Annotated in this window: 13 protein-coding genes and 1 riboswitch; of the genes, 10 read left to right on the top strand and 3 right to left on the bottom strand. The window is 44.0% G+C overall.

Annotated features, from left to right (window positions below; genetic code table 11):
• The first annotated feature begins 106 nt into the window (after window positions 1-106).
• From liaF to tig, 5 genes are all read left to right on the top strand, one after another.
• Window positions 107-805: a cell wall-active antibiotics response protein LiaF gene (liaF, locus tag CO686_RS07540; RefSeq protein ID WP_000714481.1), complete on the top strand. Its 699-nt coding sequence runs from the start codon at window positions 107-109 to the stop codon at window positions 803-805.
• Window positions 802-1,797, top strand: a complete 996-nt coding sequence (locus tag CO686_RS07535; RefSeq protein ID WP_096753682.1) for an envelope stress sensor histidine kinase LiaS — start codon at window positions 802-804, stop codon at window positions 1,795-1,797. Before liaF ends, CO686_RS07535 begins: the two co-directional genes overlap by 4 nt.
• Before the next feature lie 13 nt (window positions 1,798-1,810).
• On the top strand, window positions 1,811-2,443 hold the full coding sequence (locus CO686_RS07530; protein ID WP_000698407.1) for a response regulator transcription factor: 633 nt from the start codon (window positions 1,811-1,813) through the stop codon (window positions 2,441-2,443).
• Entirely contained in the window at window positions 2,444-3,100 is a 657-nt protein-coding gene (locus CO686_RS07525; protein WP_070535863.1) for a DNA alkylation repair protein, read from the top strand.
• Between the two features lie 92 nt (window positions 3,101-3,192).
• Complete coding sequence (gene tig, locus CO686_RS07520; protein ID WP_000116504.1) at window positions 3,193-4,476, top strand: trigger factor; 1,284 nt, start codon at window positions 3,193-3,195, stop codon at window positions 4,474-4,476.
• A 47-nt stretch (window positions 4,477-4,523) separates the two neighbouring features.
• Here the strand turns inward: tig and recD2 are convergent, their stop codons facing one another.
• The 3 genes from recD2 to rnhC all read right to left on the bottom strand — a co-directional run bounded on the left by recD2 (window position 4,524) and on the right by rnhC (window position 8,520).
• A complete protein-coding gene (recD2, locus tag CO686_RS07515) occupies window positions 4,524-6,893 on the bottom strand; it encodes an SF1B family DNA helicase RecD2 (RefSeq protein WP_000454463.1) in 2,370 nt (789 codons plus the stop codon).
• A 127-nt stretch (window positions 6,894-7,020) separates the two neighbouring features.
• Entirely contained in the window at window positions 7,021-7,635 is a 615-nt protein-coding gene (gene lepB / locus CO686_RS07510; RefSeq protein ID WP_001108432.1) for a signal peptidase I, read from the bottom strand.
• A gap of 9 nt (window positions 7,636-7,644) precedes the next feature.
• Window positions 7,645-8,520, bottom strand: coding sequence for a ribonuclease HIII (rnhC, locus tag CO686_RS07505; protein ID WP_096753681.1), 876 nt, complete (start codon window positions 8,518-8,520; stop codon window positions 7,645-7,647).
• A gap of 86 nt (window positions 8,521-8,606) precedes the next feature.
• Between rnhC and zapA the strand changes: the two genes are divergently transcribed.
• The 5 genes from zapA to CO686_RS07480 all read left to right on the top strand — a co-directional run bounded on the left by zapA (window position 8,607) and on the right by CO686_RS07480 (window position 14,239).
• Entirely contained in the window at window positions 8,607-8,909 is a 303-nt protein-coding gene (gene zapA / locus CO686_RS07500; RefSeq protein ID WP_000002028.1) for a cell division protein ZapA, read from the top strand.
• Window positions 8,906-9,454: a CvpA family protein gene (locus tag CO686_RS07495; protein ID WP_000623540.1), complete on the top strand. Its 549-nt coding sequence runs from the start codon at window positions 8,906-8,908 to the stop codon at window positions 9,452-9,454. Before zapA ends, CO686_RS07495 begins: the two co-directional genes overlap by 4 nt.
• 100 nt (window positions 9,455-9,554) lie before the next feature.
• The gene (locus tag CO686_RS07490; RefSeq protein WP_096753680.1) at window positions 9,555-11,891 is read left to right on the top strand and encodes an endonuclease MutS2; all 2,337 of its coding nucleotides are present in this window, start codon (window positions 9,555-9,557) and stop codon (window positions 11,889-11,891) included.
• Window positions 11,892-12,059: 168 nt separating this feature from the next.
• Window positions 12,060-12,148, top strand: a riboswitch (glycine riboswitch).
• Window positions 12,149-12,237: 89 nt separating this feature from the next.
• Window positions 12,238-13,560: an alanine/glycine:cation symporter family protein gene (locus CO686_RS07485; RefSeq protein WP_049499981.1), complete on the top strand. Its 1,323-nt coding sequence runs from the start codon at window positions 12,238-12,240 to the stop codon at window positions 13,558-13,560.
• A gap of 130 nt (window positions 13,561-13,690) precedes the next feature.
• Window positions 13,691-14,239: a carboxymuconolactone decarboxylase family protein gene (locus CO686_RS07480; protein ID WP_000206774.1), complete on the top strand. Its 549-nt coding sequence runs from the start codon at window positions 13,691-13,693 to the stop codon at window positions 14,237-14,239.
• Window positions 14,240-14,244 lie beyond the last annotated feature (5 nt).

Here is a 14,244-nt window from a genome sequence, read left to right as displayed (position 1 = left end):
AGAATCCCGCCCTTTTTTGTCTCTCTTTGTCAACGCCTTTTTTTCCATCCTCAGACCGAGGTGACTTTTTTGAATTGTGATAAAATAGAAGGGAGAGGATGCATCTATGAAAAAATTTCAAATCTTTTTATTTATCGAAGCCTGTCTATTGACGGGAGCTCTGATTTTGATGGTATCAGAGCATTTTTCGCGTTTTCTGCTGATTCTATTCCTCTTTTTGCTCTTGCTTCGTTATTATACAGGTAAAGAAGGCAACAACGTTTTCCTCCTTGTGGCGACTATTCTTTTCTTTTTTATCATCATGCTCAATCCCTTTGTGATTTTAGCCATCTTTGTGGCAGTTATCTATAGTCTCTTTCTTCTCTATCCGATGATGAATCAAGAAAGAGAGGAGACGGACTTGGTATTTGAAGAGGTGGTGACGGTAAAAAATGAACGCAATCCTTGGTTTGGCAATCTCCATCATTTTTCTAGCCACCAGACCTGCCAATTTGATGATATCAACCTCTTTCGCCTCATGGGCAAGGACACCATTCATTTGGAAAGAGTTATCCTAACCAATCATGACAATGTCATTATCCTTAGAAAAATGGTCGGAACGACTAGGATTATCGTACCTGTTGATGTGGAAATTAGCCTCAGTGTCAACTGCCTCTATGGAGATTTAACATTCCTTCATCAACCTAAGAAATCCCTCCGCAATGAACACTATCATCAGGAAACCAGAGACTATCTCAAGAGTAACAAGAGCGTCAAGATTTTCCTAACTACTATGGTTGGCGATGTGGAGGTGGTCAGAGGATGAAAAAGCAATCGTATCTGTTAATCGGCCTGACTTCTTTCCTCTTTATCCTCTTTTTGACCAATAGTCTACTTGATATTTTTGAACTAGACTGGTCCTATTTGCTACAGGATATCGAGAAAACAGAGAAACTCATCTTCTTGATCTTGGTCTTTAGCCTTTCCATGACCTTCTTTTTTGTCCTCTTTTGGCGCGTGATAGAAGAAGTCTCTCGCAGAAAAATGCAAGTCAATCTCAAGCGACTGCTAGCAGGGAAAGAGGTGGTTGCCTTTGCAGATCCAGACTTGGATGCCAGTTTTAAGTCCTTGTCTGGCAAGCTCAACCTCTTGACAGAAGCTGTTCAAAAGGCTGAAAATCAAAGCCTGGTCAAGGAAGAAGCAATCATCGAGAAAGAACGGAAGCGGATTGCACGCGACCTGCACGATACAGTTAGTCAGGAGTTGTTTGCAGCCCATATGATTTTATCAGGTGTCAGTCAACAGGCTTTGAAGCTGGATAGAGAAAAGATGCAGACCCAGTTGCAAAGTGTCGCGGCCATCCTAGAGACAGCCCAAAAGGATTTGCGGGTCTTGCTCCTACATTTGCGACCAGTTGAGTTGGAAGAGAAGAGTCTAGTTGAGGGGATTCAAATCCTCTTAAAAGAGCTTGAGGACAAGAGTGATCTCAAGGTTAGTCTCAAGCAGAATGTGTCTAAATTGCCCAAGAAGATTGAAGAACATATCTTCCGTATTTTGCAGGAGTTGATCAGCAATACCCTCCGCCATGCCCAGGCATCTTGCCTAGATGTCTACCTCTATCAGACAGATGTTGAAGTGCAGCTGAAGGTGGTGGACAATGGGATTGGTTTCCAGTTAGGGAGCTTAGACGACTTGAGTTATGGACTGCGAAATATCAAGGAGCGAGTCGAAGATATGGCAGGAACGGTTCAACTCTTGACAGCACCCAAGCAAGGACTGGCGGTTGATATCCGTATTCCCCTGCTAGATAAGGAATGATAAAGGAGTAGAGATGAAAATTTTACTGGTAGATGACCATGAAATGGTTCGATTGGGCTTGAAAAGCTATTTTGATCTCCAAGACGATGTGGAAGTTGTGGGCGAGGCTGCTAATGGGGCTCAAGGTATTGACTTGGCCTTGAAACTGCGTCCAGATGTCATTGTCATGGATATCGTCATGCCTGAGATGAATGGGATTGACGCGACCTTAGCCATCCTCAAAGAATGGCCTGAAGCCAAGATATTAATTGTCACCTCTTACTTGGACAATGAAAAAATTATGCCGGTCTTGAATGCGGGTGCCAAAGGTTATATGCTCAAGACTTCTAGTGCAGACGAACTGCTTCATGCCGTCCGCAAGGTGGCTGCTGGAGAGCTGGCCATTGAACAAGAGGTCAGCAAGAAGGTTGAATACCACCGTAATCATATGGAGCTTCATGAGGAGCTGACTGCGCGTGAGCGAGACGTACTTCAACTCATTGCCAAGGGCTACGAAAACCAGCGGATTGCAGATGAACTCTTTATCTCTCTCAAGACGGTCAAGACCCATGTGTCCAATATCCTTGCTAAACTTGAGGTCAGCGATCGCACCCAGGCGGCGGTCTATGCCTTCCAGCACCACTTGGTCGGGCAGGAGGACTTTTAGATGAGTCTTGCAGATTTACTTGAGGAGCTAGAAGCAGCAAAAGAGCCTGAGAAAGCAGGCCCAATGGAAGCCTATATGCGCCATCAATTTCCCTTTTTAGGTATTGCAGGTCCTGAAAGAAATGCCCTCTATAAAAAGTATTTTCCAGAAGCGAAAAAAACAAGAGTTATTGACTGGGATTTTGTAGATATTTGCTGGGAAAAGGAACCTAGAGAATACCAATATGTGGGCGCCAACTATTTGAAAGCTATGCAGTTTTATCTAACGAAGGATGATTTGCCTAAGCTTGAGCGTCTAGTAGTGACCAAGTCCTGGTGGGACACAGTAGATATTCTAGATAGAGTAGTTGGGAGTTTGGTGGCTAACCATCCGAAACTTGAAGAAGTGATTTTAAAATGGAGCCTATCGGACAATATCTGGCTGAGACGAGTTGCTATTGACCACCAGTTGTTAAGAAAAGAGAAGACAAATGTCCAACTGATGGAAAAGGTCCTGCTCAATAATCTAGACCAGACAGAATTTTTTATCAACAAAGCCATCGGCTGGGCCCTAAGAGACTACTCCAAAACCAATCCGGAATGGGTAGCAAGCTTCATCGAAAAAAACAAGGAAAGAATGGCTGAACTCAGTATCAAGGAAGCAAGCAAGTACCTTTAGCATCATTGAAAAGCGCATTCATTACTTGAAAATTAACCGTGGTTTATGCTATAATAGACTGTATTTAAAAAATTTTAAGGAGAAATGACAGAATGTCTGTATCATTTGAAAACAAAGAAACAAACCGTGGAGTCTTGACTTTCACGATCTCTCAAGACCAAATCAAACCAGAATTGGACCGTGTATTTAACTCAGTAAAGAAAACTCTTAACGTTCCTGGTTTCCGTAAAGGTCACCTTCCACGTCCTATCTTCGACCAAAAATTTGGTGAAGAAGCTCTTTATCAAGATGCAATGAACGCACTTTTGCCAAACGCTTATGAAGCTGCAGTAAAAGAAGCTGGTCTTGAAGTCGTTGCGCAACCAAAAATTGACGTAACTTCAATGGAAAAAGGTCAAGACTGGGTTATCACTGCTGAAGTCGTGACAAAACCTGAAGTAAAATTGGGTGACTACAAAAACCTTGAAGTATCAGTTGATGTAGAAAAAGAAGTAACTGACGCTGACGTTGAAGAACGTATCGAACGCGAACGCAACAACTTGGCTGAATTGGTTATCAAAGAAGGCGCTGCTGAAAATGGCGACACTGTTGTCATCGACTTCGTTGGTTCTATCGACGGTGTTGAATTTGACGGTGGAAAAGGTGAAAACTTCTCACTTGGACTTGGATCAGGTCAATTCATTCCTGGTTTTGAAGACCAATTGGTTGGACACTCAGCTGGTGAAACTGTTGATGTTATCGTAACATTCCCAGAAGACTACCAAGCAGAAGACCTTGCAGGTAAAGAAGCTAAATTCGTAACAACTATTCACGAAGTAAAAGCAAAAGAAGTTCCAGCTCTTGACGATGAACTTGCAAAAGATATCGACGAAGAAGTGGAAACTCTTGACGAATTGAAAGAAAAATACCGCAAAGAATTGACTGCTGCGAAAGAAGAAGCATACAAAGATGCCGTTGAAGGTGCAGCAATTGATAAAGCTGTAGAAAACGCTGAAATCGTAGAACTTCCAGAAGAAATGATCCACGAAGAAGTTCACCGTTCAGTAAATGAATTCCTTGGAAACTTGCAACGCCAAGGTATCAACCCTGACATGTACTTCCAAATCACTGGAACTACTCAAGAAGACCTTCACAAACAATACGAAGCAGAAGCTGAGTCACGTACGAAGACTAACCTTGTCATCGAAGCAGTTGCCAAAGCTGAAGGATTTGATGCTTCAGAAGAAGAAATCCAAAAAGAAATTGAGCAATTGGCAGCAGACTACAACATGGAAGTTGCACAAGTACAAAACTTGCTTTCAGCTGATATGTTGAAACACGATATCACTATCAAAAAAGCTGTTGAATTGATTACAAGCACTGCAACAGTTAAATAATCTTAAAAGAGAAAAAGCCCACCTGACTAGGTGGGTTTTCTGTTGCACTATTTTCCAAAAATCTCTTTGAGGTCTGCATCTGTAATCCCAATCATGGCTGGGATGCTAGACCAGTTTTCTTCGGTGAGGATGTAGGATTGTTCAGAGTCACTTGGTGTGGCAGTTTCAGAGAAGGCTTGTTTGCTTTCTTCAATATTATTTTCAATTAAATCACTGAAACGCTCAATCAGATAGGTCTTGCGGGCAGTCCCGATATGCTTAACTGCATAGTCAAAGGCCTGTAATTCACCTAGTAAGATAAGTTTGCTTTTGGCGCGTGTAATGGCTGTGTAGATGAGATTTCGCTCCAGCATGCGCTTGCTAGCACTAGTGATGGGCAGGATGACAACAGGAAACTCACTTCCCTGCGACTTATGAATACTCATGGCATAGGCCAGTCGAATCTTGTACCATTCGTTTCGAGGATAGATGACCTCATTGCCATCGAAATCAATGACAATCTCGTCTTGTTTGGACTCAGTGTATTTTCCAGGAATCAGGTCTGTGATGTAGCCTAGATCTCCGTTAAAGACATTAACTTCAGCGTCGTTGACTAGGTGAATGACCTTGTCCCCTGTTCGATAGTGACACTGAGTTGCTTCAAAGCTAACTTGCCCCTTTTGCTGAGGATTGAGCAGGTCTTGCATAAGTTGGTTGATGGCGTCAATACCAGCAGTTCCTCGATACATGGGTGCTAGCACCTGAATATCGCGAGCCGGAATGCCACTTCTGAGGGCAGCGCCAAGAATTTTCTCAATGGTAGCTGGGATATGGCCACTAGCGATTTCAAAGTAGGAGCGGTCTGCCTTTTTCTGGGTAAAGTCAGCTGGCAAGATGCCTTGTCGAATCTGACTCGCCAAGGTAACGATAGTTGATTCTTCGCTTTGACGGTAAATCCGTTCCAAGCGAGTCTGCGGAATCAGGGGTATCTGGAGCAGGTCTGCCAGGACTTGTCCGGGACTAACAGAAGGCAATTGGTCGCTATCCCCCACGATGAGAATTTTACTGTTTGAGGAGATGTTGGAGAAGAGCTGGTTGGCTAGCCAAGTATCCACCATGGAAAACTCATCTACAATGATAAAGTCGGCATCCAGATAATCTTCCAGATGGCTGGTATCATCGTCCCCCGTCATTCCCAAATGGCGGTGTATAGTAGCACTTGGCAATCCTGTCAATTCATTCATGCGCCGAGCCGCTCGACCAGTTGGAGCTGCTAGAAGGATAGGCAGACTGCTTTTTTTCCTGAGGTCAAGTCCTTCTAAAAGTGCATAAACAGCAATAATCCCATTGATAACAGTCGTCTTACCAGTACCGGGTCCACCTGTCAGGATAAAAACCTTGTTCTGGATAGCGTCACAGATAGCCTGCTTTTGAATGTCATCGTACTGGATACCCAGCTCTTCCTCAACACTAGCGATATGCTTGTGAATGGTTTCTAGATCTTGGCTCTTCTGTTTTTCTTTTTCAAGGATACGAACCAAGTGACTGCGAATTCCTTCTTCGGCGAAAAAGAGGCTGTTATCAAAGATTTTAGTGTCAATCTGTTGAACCTTGTCTTCTTCAATCAAATGAGATAATTCCTGAGCGACTTGGCTGGGGTCCAGTTCCACAGGACGAGAAGACTCGAGGAGAGTCAGGGTCTGTTCCAGCAAATCTCGAGCTTCCATATAGGTATCCCCCGTATCCATACATCCTTGAAAAAGACTATGGACAAGGCCAGCACGGAAGCGTTCAGGAGCTTGGCTTTCAATACCTAGTTCGGCTGCTAGTTGGTCAGCAATGGTAAATCCCAAGCCCTTGATATCCTCGACCAGCTGGTAGGGATAGTTTTCGACAATATTCAGCGTTTCTTCCTTGTAAAAGTCTTGAATCTGAAAGGCCAGTTTATTGGGAATGCCGTAGTTGGCTAGTTTTGCCAAAACCATTTCTGTCCCATAGTTTAGACGGAGAGTGGAAACAAAAGCCTCACGGTTTTTGGCAGAGAGTCCTGAGATGCCTTCTAGCTTTTCAGGATGTTCAAGAATTTCGTCAATGGTATTTTCACCATAGCTATCAACGATTTTTTGGGCCGTTTTGAGACCAATTCCCTTGAAATGACTGCTAGAAAAGTACTTGACGAGGCCCTTGCTAGTTGGTTTTGCGCGTTCATAACGGCTGATCTGAAGCTGTTCCCCATACTTGGAGTGCTGAACGATTTGCCCCCAAAAAGTGTAGTCTTCACCCTCAATCACGTCCGCCATGGTTCCTGTAACGATGATTTCAAAATCGTCAAAGTCCTCCGCATTGGTATCTTCGATATCTAGGAGGAGAATACGATAAAAATTACTGGGATTTTCAAAAATAATCCGTTCAATGGTGCCTGAAAAATAAACTTCCATAGTTTTCCTTTACATGAGTTCGTGAGAGTTGGACCCTTAGCCACTTTGAAAAGCTAGATTACTTTAAGGTTTTCTCTCGCAATAGAAAAAGAGACTGAGACTTAGCATTCTCGGCCTCTTCCTTATCTTAAAAAGTTCCGATACGGTTAAGTGGCCAGAAACGGAATTTTGCTTCGCCCTTGATATCGCTGGCCTTGAAGGTGCCGACATGGCGGCTGTCGCTAGAGACTAGACGATCGTCACCAAGGAGAAGGTATTCGCCTTGAGGGACAGTAAAGCTGAAGCTGGTATTTGAATTGACATCGACCGTAAAGGCTTGTGCTTTTTGAGCAAGTTCTCTAAAGTAAACTCCCTTATTGCCTTCAAATCCTTTGCCAGTATAGGTGTTTTGCAACTTTTCTGTTTTGAACAAGTTGAGATATTCAGCTAGGTAAGGTTCATTCGTTTCTTCACCGTTGATAAAGAGTTTGTCATTTTCGTAGCGGATGGTATCACCAGGCATGCCGATAACCCTTTTGACAATGTCTTTATTTCCGTCTTCCTCATGCGCAACCACGATGTCGAAGCGGTCAATTGGGAGGTGTTTAACAACGAAGAGAACTTCTCCGTCGGCTAGGGTAGGGTCCATCGAATGTCCTTCCACACGGACATTGCTCCAAAGGAAGATGCGGCTAAGACCTACCAGTGCGATAACCAGGAAGATGACTCCCCATTCTTTTATAAATGATTTTAAATAGTTCATGGTTTACCTCTATAGAAGTTTTTTTGCTTTTTCAGTGTTTTTAAAATGCAGTTTGGCACAGAAATGAAGTCCCTTCATGCCATAGGCCTGAAGGATTTTGCTAGCAACCTTATCTGATGCAGTCCCAGCGCCACTTGGCAGTTGATAGCCCAGTTCTCGTCCTAGATTTTCCAAGTTTTCGAGGAAGAGATCCCGCGCAATGATGGAGCTAACCGCAACAGCCAGGTATTTGCCCTCGGCTTTTTCTTCTAAGCTAATTTTGTTTGGAAAACGGTTGGCTTCTTGCGCCAAGTACTTGTCATAGTTTTTAGGACTTGTAAAAGCGTCAATCACGATTTTTTCTGTCTGGACTCCTTTTTGAAGCAGGAGAAAGATAGCCTGATTGTGAAGGGCAACCTTTACAGAAACAGCATTGTAACGCTCTCCGATAACTTCGTTGTACTTGCTCGGTGAAAGGAGGAGTGCTTGATGCTGGATTTTTTCCTTGAGGATAGGGGCAATCTGACGAATCTTTTGGTCAGTCAAGGTTTTTGAATCCCCTACGCCGAGTTTTCGCAAGAAGTCATGCTGGTCCGGTGTCACAAAGGAAGCCACGACAGCCAGCCCACCAAAGTAGGAACCATTCCCCACCTCATCGGTCCCAATCATAGGAAAATCTTGTCCACTGGTTTCCTCTACAACTTGATAGCCAAAGAAACTGGCGTACTGCTCAGCAGCTTCGCCCTGAAGGAGGACTTTTCCAGAAGTATAGATGGAAACCGTTGCCTGAGGGAAGCGCAAAAAATAGCGGATATAGGGATTTTTACTAGGACTGAGAGCCTTCTGATACTGACTTAAAAAGCTCTGAATTTCCTGTTCACTTGGTGTGAGTGTGATACTTGCCATAGTCTCTATTGTACCACAAAAGCAGGAGAATTGGTAAAAACTGACAAAGTTAGCGAAATTTGGTATAATATCGTGAGGTGAATTTTATGGCAAATCTAAATCGATATAAGTTTACATTCGGGAAAAAGACATTAACCTTGACAACCGAGCATGACAACCTCTTCATGGAGGAAATTGCCAAGGTTGCGACTGAAAAGTACCAAGCAATTAAAGAACAAATGCCTGGGGCAGATGATGAAACCATTGCGCTTCTTTTGGCGGTCAATTGTCTATCTACACAACTCAACCGTGAGATTGAATTTGATGACAAGGAGCAAGAGTTGTTAGAACTCCGCCACAAGTTGATTGCTGTCAAACAAGAACAGAGCAAGATTGAGGACTCCCTATGATTTCAATCCTACTCTTATTGGTTCTGGCTTGGGGCTTTTACATCGGCTACCGTAGAGGTTTGGTCCTGCAAGTTTATTATTTCCTCGTGGCAGTGATTTCAGCCTTTGTTGCGGGACAGTTTTATAAATCACTGGGCGACCACTTCCACTTGCTTGTCCCTTATGCCAATCCTCAGGAAGGACAGGGAACCTTTTTCTTCCCTTCAGACCAGCTGTTTCATCTAGACAAGGTCTTTTATGCGGGTCTAGCCTATCTTCTAGTTTTTGGGATTTGCTACACTATCGGACGTTTTATCGGTTTGTTCCTGCACTTGATTCCAACTAAAAAGCTTGATGTCAAATGGTTGCGTATCGGATCAGGCGTTTTGTCTCTATTGGTAACCTTATTTGTCTTGCAAATGGCTCTGACCATCCTTGCAACAGTACCTCTGGCAGTCATTCAAAATTCACTCGAAAAAAGTACAGTAGCCAAACACATCATCCAAAGTGTCCCTTTTACGACAAATCTTATCAAACAACTCTGGGTGACAAATTTAATCGGATAAAAAGGGCGGGATTTTTCCTAGCCCTTTGTTTACAGATTGGACGACTAGGTCAAAACACCTAGTTGCTATAATCTTTTAAACCAGCATACAAGGAAAAAATATGAATACAAAAATACTAGAAACCTTAGAATTTAATAAAATCAAAACCTTGTTTGAACCGCATCTCCTGACAGAACAAGGCCTAGAGGAGCTAAAAGGCTTGGCTCCAACTGCTAAGGTGGATAAGATCAAGCAAGCCTTTACAGAGATGGAGGAAATGCAAGCCCTATTTGTGGAGCAACCTCACTTTACTATCCTAGCGACACGTGAGCTTTCAGCTGTCTGCAAGCGTCTGGAGATGGGGGCGGACCTCAATATTGAGGAGTTCTTGCTTCTCAAACGAGTCTTGCTTGCTAGCAGAGAGTTGCAAAGTTTTTACGACAATCTAGAAAACGTACGCTTGGAGCAGTTGGCGAGATGGTTTGAGAAACTGCATGAGTTTCCACACTTGCAAGGAAGTCTCCAAGCTCTAAATGATGCAGGATTTATCGAGAATTTTGCCAGCGAAGAACTAGCACGTATCCGTCGGAAAATCCATGATAGCGAGAGTCAAGTTCGAGATGTCTTGCAAGACTTACTCAAGCAAAAAGCGCAGATGTTGACGGAAGGTATAATCGCTAGCAGAAATGGCCGTCAAGTTTTACCAGTAAAGAACACCTATCGCAATAAGATTGCAGGTGTTGTCCATGACATCTCTGCCAGTGGTAATACGGTTTATATCGAGCCACGTGAGGTGGTCAAGCTGAGCGAAGAAATCGCTAGTCTGCGAGCTGACGAACGCTATGAGATGATTCGCATCCTGCAGGAACTATCGGAACGGGTTCGTCCTCATGCTGCTGAGATTGCTAATGATGCTTGGATTATCGGCCATTTAGACTTGATTCGTGCCAAGGTGCGTTTCATTCAAGAAAGACAAGCAGTCGTTCCCCAACTTCCAGAGAATCAAGAGATTCAACTTCTTCATGTTCGCCATCCTTTGGTCAAAAATGCAGTGGCAAACGATGTACACTTTGGTAAGGAATTAACAGCTATTGTCATTACAGGTCCCAATACTGGTGGGAAGACCATCATGCTCAAAACCCTAGGCTTGACTCAACTCATGGCCCAATCTGGATTGCCCATTCTAGCTGACAAGGGAAGCCGTGTCGGTGTTTTTGAGGAAATCTTCGCAGATATTGGGGATGAGCAGTCTATCGAGCAAAGCCTGTCTACCTTCTCCAGCCACATGACCAATATCGTAGATATTCTTGGCAAGGTCAATCAGCACTCGCTCTTATTGCTAGATGAGCTTGGGGCAGGTACCGATCCGCAGGAAGGAGCAGCGCTTGCTATGGCTATTCTGGAGGATCTTCGTCTGCGTCAGGTCAAGACTATGGCTACGACCCACTATCCAGAACTCAAGGCTTATGGTATTGAGACAGCCTTTGTGCAAAATGCCAGCATGGAGTTTGATACTGCCAGCTTGCGTCCGACCTATCGCTTTATGCAGGGAGTTCCTGGCCGAAGCAATGCCTTTGAAATTGCCAAACGTCTGGGCTTGTCAGAGGTCATCGTAGGAGATGCCAGCCAGCAGGTCAACCAAGATAATGATGTCAACCGTATCATTGAACAATTGGAAGAGCAAACGCTTGAAAGTCGCAAACGCTTGGACAATATTCGTGAGGTGGAGCAAGAAAACCTCAAGATGAACCGTGCACTCAAAAAACTCTACAATGAGCTTAATCGTGAAAAGGAAACTGAGCTCAACAAGGCGCGTGAACAAGCTGCCGAGATTGTGGAACTCGCTCTAAGTGAAAGTGACCAGATTCTCAAAAATCTCCATAGCAAATCTCAACTCAAACCCCATGAAATCATTGAAGCCAAGGCTGAGCTGAAAAAACTAGCTCCTGAAAAAGTAGACTTATCTAAAAACAAGGTCCTTCAAAAAGCCAAGAAAAAACGAGCTCCGAAGGTGGGGGATGATATTGTGGTCCTCAGTTATGGACAACGTGGAACCTTGACCAATCAGCTTAAGGACGGCCGTTGGGAAGCCCAAGTCGGTTTAATCAAGATGACCTTGGAAGAGAAAGAATTTGACCTTGTTCAGGCTCAGCAAGAAGCCCCAGTCAAGAAAAAACAAGTCAATGTCGTCAAACGAGCTTCTGGTCGTGGTCCGCAAGCGAGACTGGATCTCCGAGGCAAACGGTACGAAGAGGCTATGAATGAGCTGGACGCCTTTATCGACCAAGCCCTGCTCAATAACATGGCGCAAGTCGACATCATCCATGGTATCGGTACGGGAGTCATCCGTGAGGGCGTCACCAAATACCTGCAAAGAAACAAGCATGTCAAGAGTTTTGGCTATGCTCCACAAAATGCTGGAGGCAGTGGCGCCACCATTGTAACCTTTAAAGGATAGAGAGAAGAAGGATTCACTCTTTCTGAAAAAAGAAGTGAAAAGTCAAAAATTTTCATAGAATATATTGACAAAGACTAACTTTTCTTGTAAAATAATAAAAAATTAAATACCAACACCGAATGAAGTTTAATAGAAGTGGAGAAAGGTTTGTTTTCCATGACTGTAAATGGACGGAACTCTGGAGAGACCGTAAAGGCACCGAAGGGGCAAGGCAGGTAACTGCTCAAACTCTCAGGTAAAAGGACAGAGCTAGGATAGACCGCTTTTTGGCATTTATCTAAGCATTCCAGAGTACATGTGTCTTGCATGTGCTCTTTCTTTTGGGGTTGAAAGATAGGAGAAGGACATGTTAGAATTGCTTAAAGCGCTTGATGCTTTTGCTTGGGGGCCTCCCCTCTTGATCTTATTGGTCGGAACGGGTATCTATTTGACCATCCGACTAGGCCTTTTGCAGGTAGCTCGTCTCCCAAAGGCCTTTCAGCTGATCTTTACCAAGGATAAGGGGCATGGAGATGTGTCGAGCTTTGCTGCTCTCTGTACGGCTCTAGCCGCCACCGTTGGTACGGGAAATATTATCGGGGTAGCGACAGCCATTAAGGTTGGAGGACCAGGGGCCCTCTTTTGGATGTGGATGGCGGCCTTTTTTGGGATGGCGACCAAGTATGCCGAAGGCTTACTGGCCATCAAATACCGTACTAAGGATGCAAATGGAGCTGTAGCTGGAGGACCCATGCATTACATCCTTTTGGGGATGGGAGAAAAGTGGCGTCCACTTGCTATCTTCTTTGCCCTAGCGGGTGTATTGGTAGCTCTTCTAGGGATTGGTACCTTTACCCAAGTTAATTCGATTACAGAATCCATTCAAAATACAGCCCAAGTTGATCCAGTTATCACAGCTCTGATTTTATCCATTTTTGTAGGGATTGCTGTCTTTGGTGGCCTCAAATCCATATCAAAAGTTTCGACAGCAGTGGTTCCTTTTATGGCTATTGTCTATATTCTGGGAACTCTTACAGTTATTCTCTTTAATATCGAGGAAATCCCAGCCACACTTGCACTGATCTTTACTTCAGCCTTTAGTCCGGCGGCCGCGGTAGGTGGTTTTGCAGGTGCCAGCATTCGGATGGCTATCCAAAATGGTGTGGCGAGAGGAGTCTTTTCTAACGAATCTGGCCTAGGATCAGCTCCCATTGCGGCGGCTGCGGCTAAGACAAATGAGCCTGTCGAGCAAGGCTTGATTTCCATGACAGGAACCTTTATTGATACCCTCATTATCTGTACGTTGACTGGTTTAACAATCTTGGTAACTGGTGTTTGGAGTGGTGATTTGAATGGGGTTGCCTTGACCCAGTCAGCCTTTTCAACAGTTTTTTCACATTTTGGACCTTCCCTCTTGACCATTTTCCTTGTACTCTTTGCCTTTACGACGATTCTCGGATGGAACTACTACGGAGAACGCTGTTTTGAGTTTCTCTTTGGTGTTCGTTTTATCTGGCTTTACCGTGTAGTCTTTGTAGTCATGGTCTTGTTGGGAGGATTTATCGAGTTGGATATGGTCTGGATTATTGCAGATATCGTCAATGCCTTGATGGCTTTACCAAACTTGATTGCCCTCATAGTCTTATCGCCAGTCGTTATTTCCGAAACCAGAAAGTATTTTAAACACTAACCCAATCACACTTTTAGTGTGATTTTTTTATTTCATAGACATTTCCTATCAAGGCTATTGAAAATATATATTATCCAAGTGGAAAATTCTATGATAGACTAAATGACAATAAAATGAAAAGAGGTTTCTTATGACAACATTTACCATCCACACAGTAGAATCAGCACCAGCAGAAGTGAAAGAAGTTCTTGAAACAGTACAAAAAGATAACAATGGCTATATTCCCAACCTAATCGGTCTCTTGGCCAATGCCCCAACCGCGCTTGAAGCCTACCGAACTGTCGGAGCCATCAACCGTCGCAATAGCTTAACACCAGTAGAACGCGAAGTAGTACAAATCACAGCTGCCGTAACCAATGGTTGTGCTTTCTGCGTCGCAGGTCACACAGCCTTTTCAATCAAACAAATCCAGATGAATGATGATCTTCTCCAAGCTCTCCGCAACCGCACTCCGATTGAAACAGATCCAAAACTAGATACTCTAGCTAAGTTTACCTTGGCGGTCATCAATACCAAAGGGCGTGTAGGAGATGAAGCCTTGGCTGAATTTTTGGAAGCTGGCTACACGCAACAAAATGCCTTGGACGTGGTTCTCGGTGTTAGTCTTGCCAGCCTCTGCAACTATGCCAACAACCTAGCCAATACGCCTATTAACCCAGAATTACAACCTTATGCATAAAAGGA

Origin of the sequence: Streptococcus oralis, assembly GCF_002386345.1 — a bacterium.
Classification (GTDB): Bacteria; Bacillota; Bacilli; order Lactobacillales; family Streptococcaceae; genus Streptococcus; species Streptococcus oralis_S.
Note: the sequence above shows the minus strand (reverse complement) of the source record. Positions and strands in the feature narration are given on the sequence as shown.

Excerpts from the sequence above, each read along its gene's own strand:
- liaF (WP_000714481.1), top strand. The coding sequence starts at position 107 with ATGAAAAAATTTCAAATCTTTTTATTTATCGAAGCCTGTCTATTGACG.
- CO686_RS07535 (WP_096753682.1), top strand. The coding sequence starts at position 802 with ATGAAAAAGCAATCGTATCTGTTAATCGGCCTGACTTCTTTCCTCTTT.
- CO686_RS07530 (WP_000698407.1), top strand. The coding sequence starts at position 1,811 with ATGAAAATTTTACTGGTAGATGACCATGAAATGGTTCGATTGGGCTTG.
- CO686_RS07525 (WP_070535863.1), top strand. The coding sequence starts at position 2,444 with ATGAGTCTTGCAGATTTACTTGAGGAGCTAGAAGCAGCAAAAGAGCCT.
- tig (WP_000116504.1), top strand. The coding sequence starts at position 3,193 with ATGTCTGTATCATTTGAAAACAAAGAAACAAACCGTGGAGTCTTGACT.
- recD2 (WP_000454463.1), bottom strand. The coding sequence starts at position 6,893 with ATGGAAGTTTATTTTTCAGGCACCATTGAACGGATTATTTTTGAAAAT.
- lepB (WP_001108432.1), bottom strand. The coding sequence starts at position 7,635 with ATGAACTATTTAAAATCATTTATAAAAGAATGGGGAGTCATCTTCCTG.
- rnhC (WP_096753681.1), bottom strand. The coding sequence starts at position 8,520 with ATGGCAAGTATCACACTCACACCAAGTGAACAGGAAATTCAGAGCTTT.
- zapA (WP_000002028.1), top strand. The coding sequence starts at position 8,607 with ATGGCAAATCTAAATCGATATAAGTTTACATTCGGGAAAAAGACATTA.
- CO686_RS07495 (WP_000623540.1), top strand. The coding sequence starts at position 8,906 with ATGATTTCAATCCTACTCTTATTGGTTCTGGCTTGGGGCTTTTACATC.
- CO686_RS07490 (WP_096753680.1), top strand. The coding sequence starts at position 9,555 with ATGAATACAAAAATACTAGAAACCTTAGAATTTAATAAAATCAAAACC.
- CO686_RS07485 (WP_049499981.1), top strand. The coding sequence starts at position 12,238 with ATGTTAGAATTGCTTAAAGCGCTTGATGCTTTTGCTTGGGGGCCTCCC.
- CO686_RS07480 (WP_000206774.1), top strand. The coding sequence starts at position 13,691 with ATGACAACATTTACCATCCACACAGTAGAATCAGCACCAGCAGAAGTG.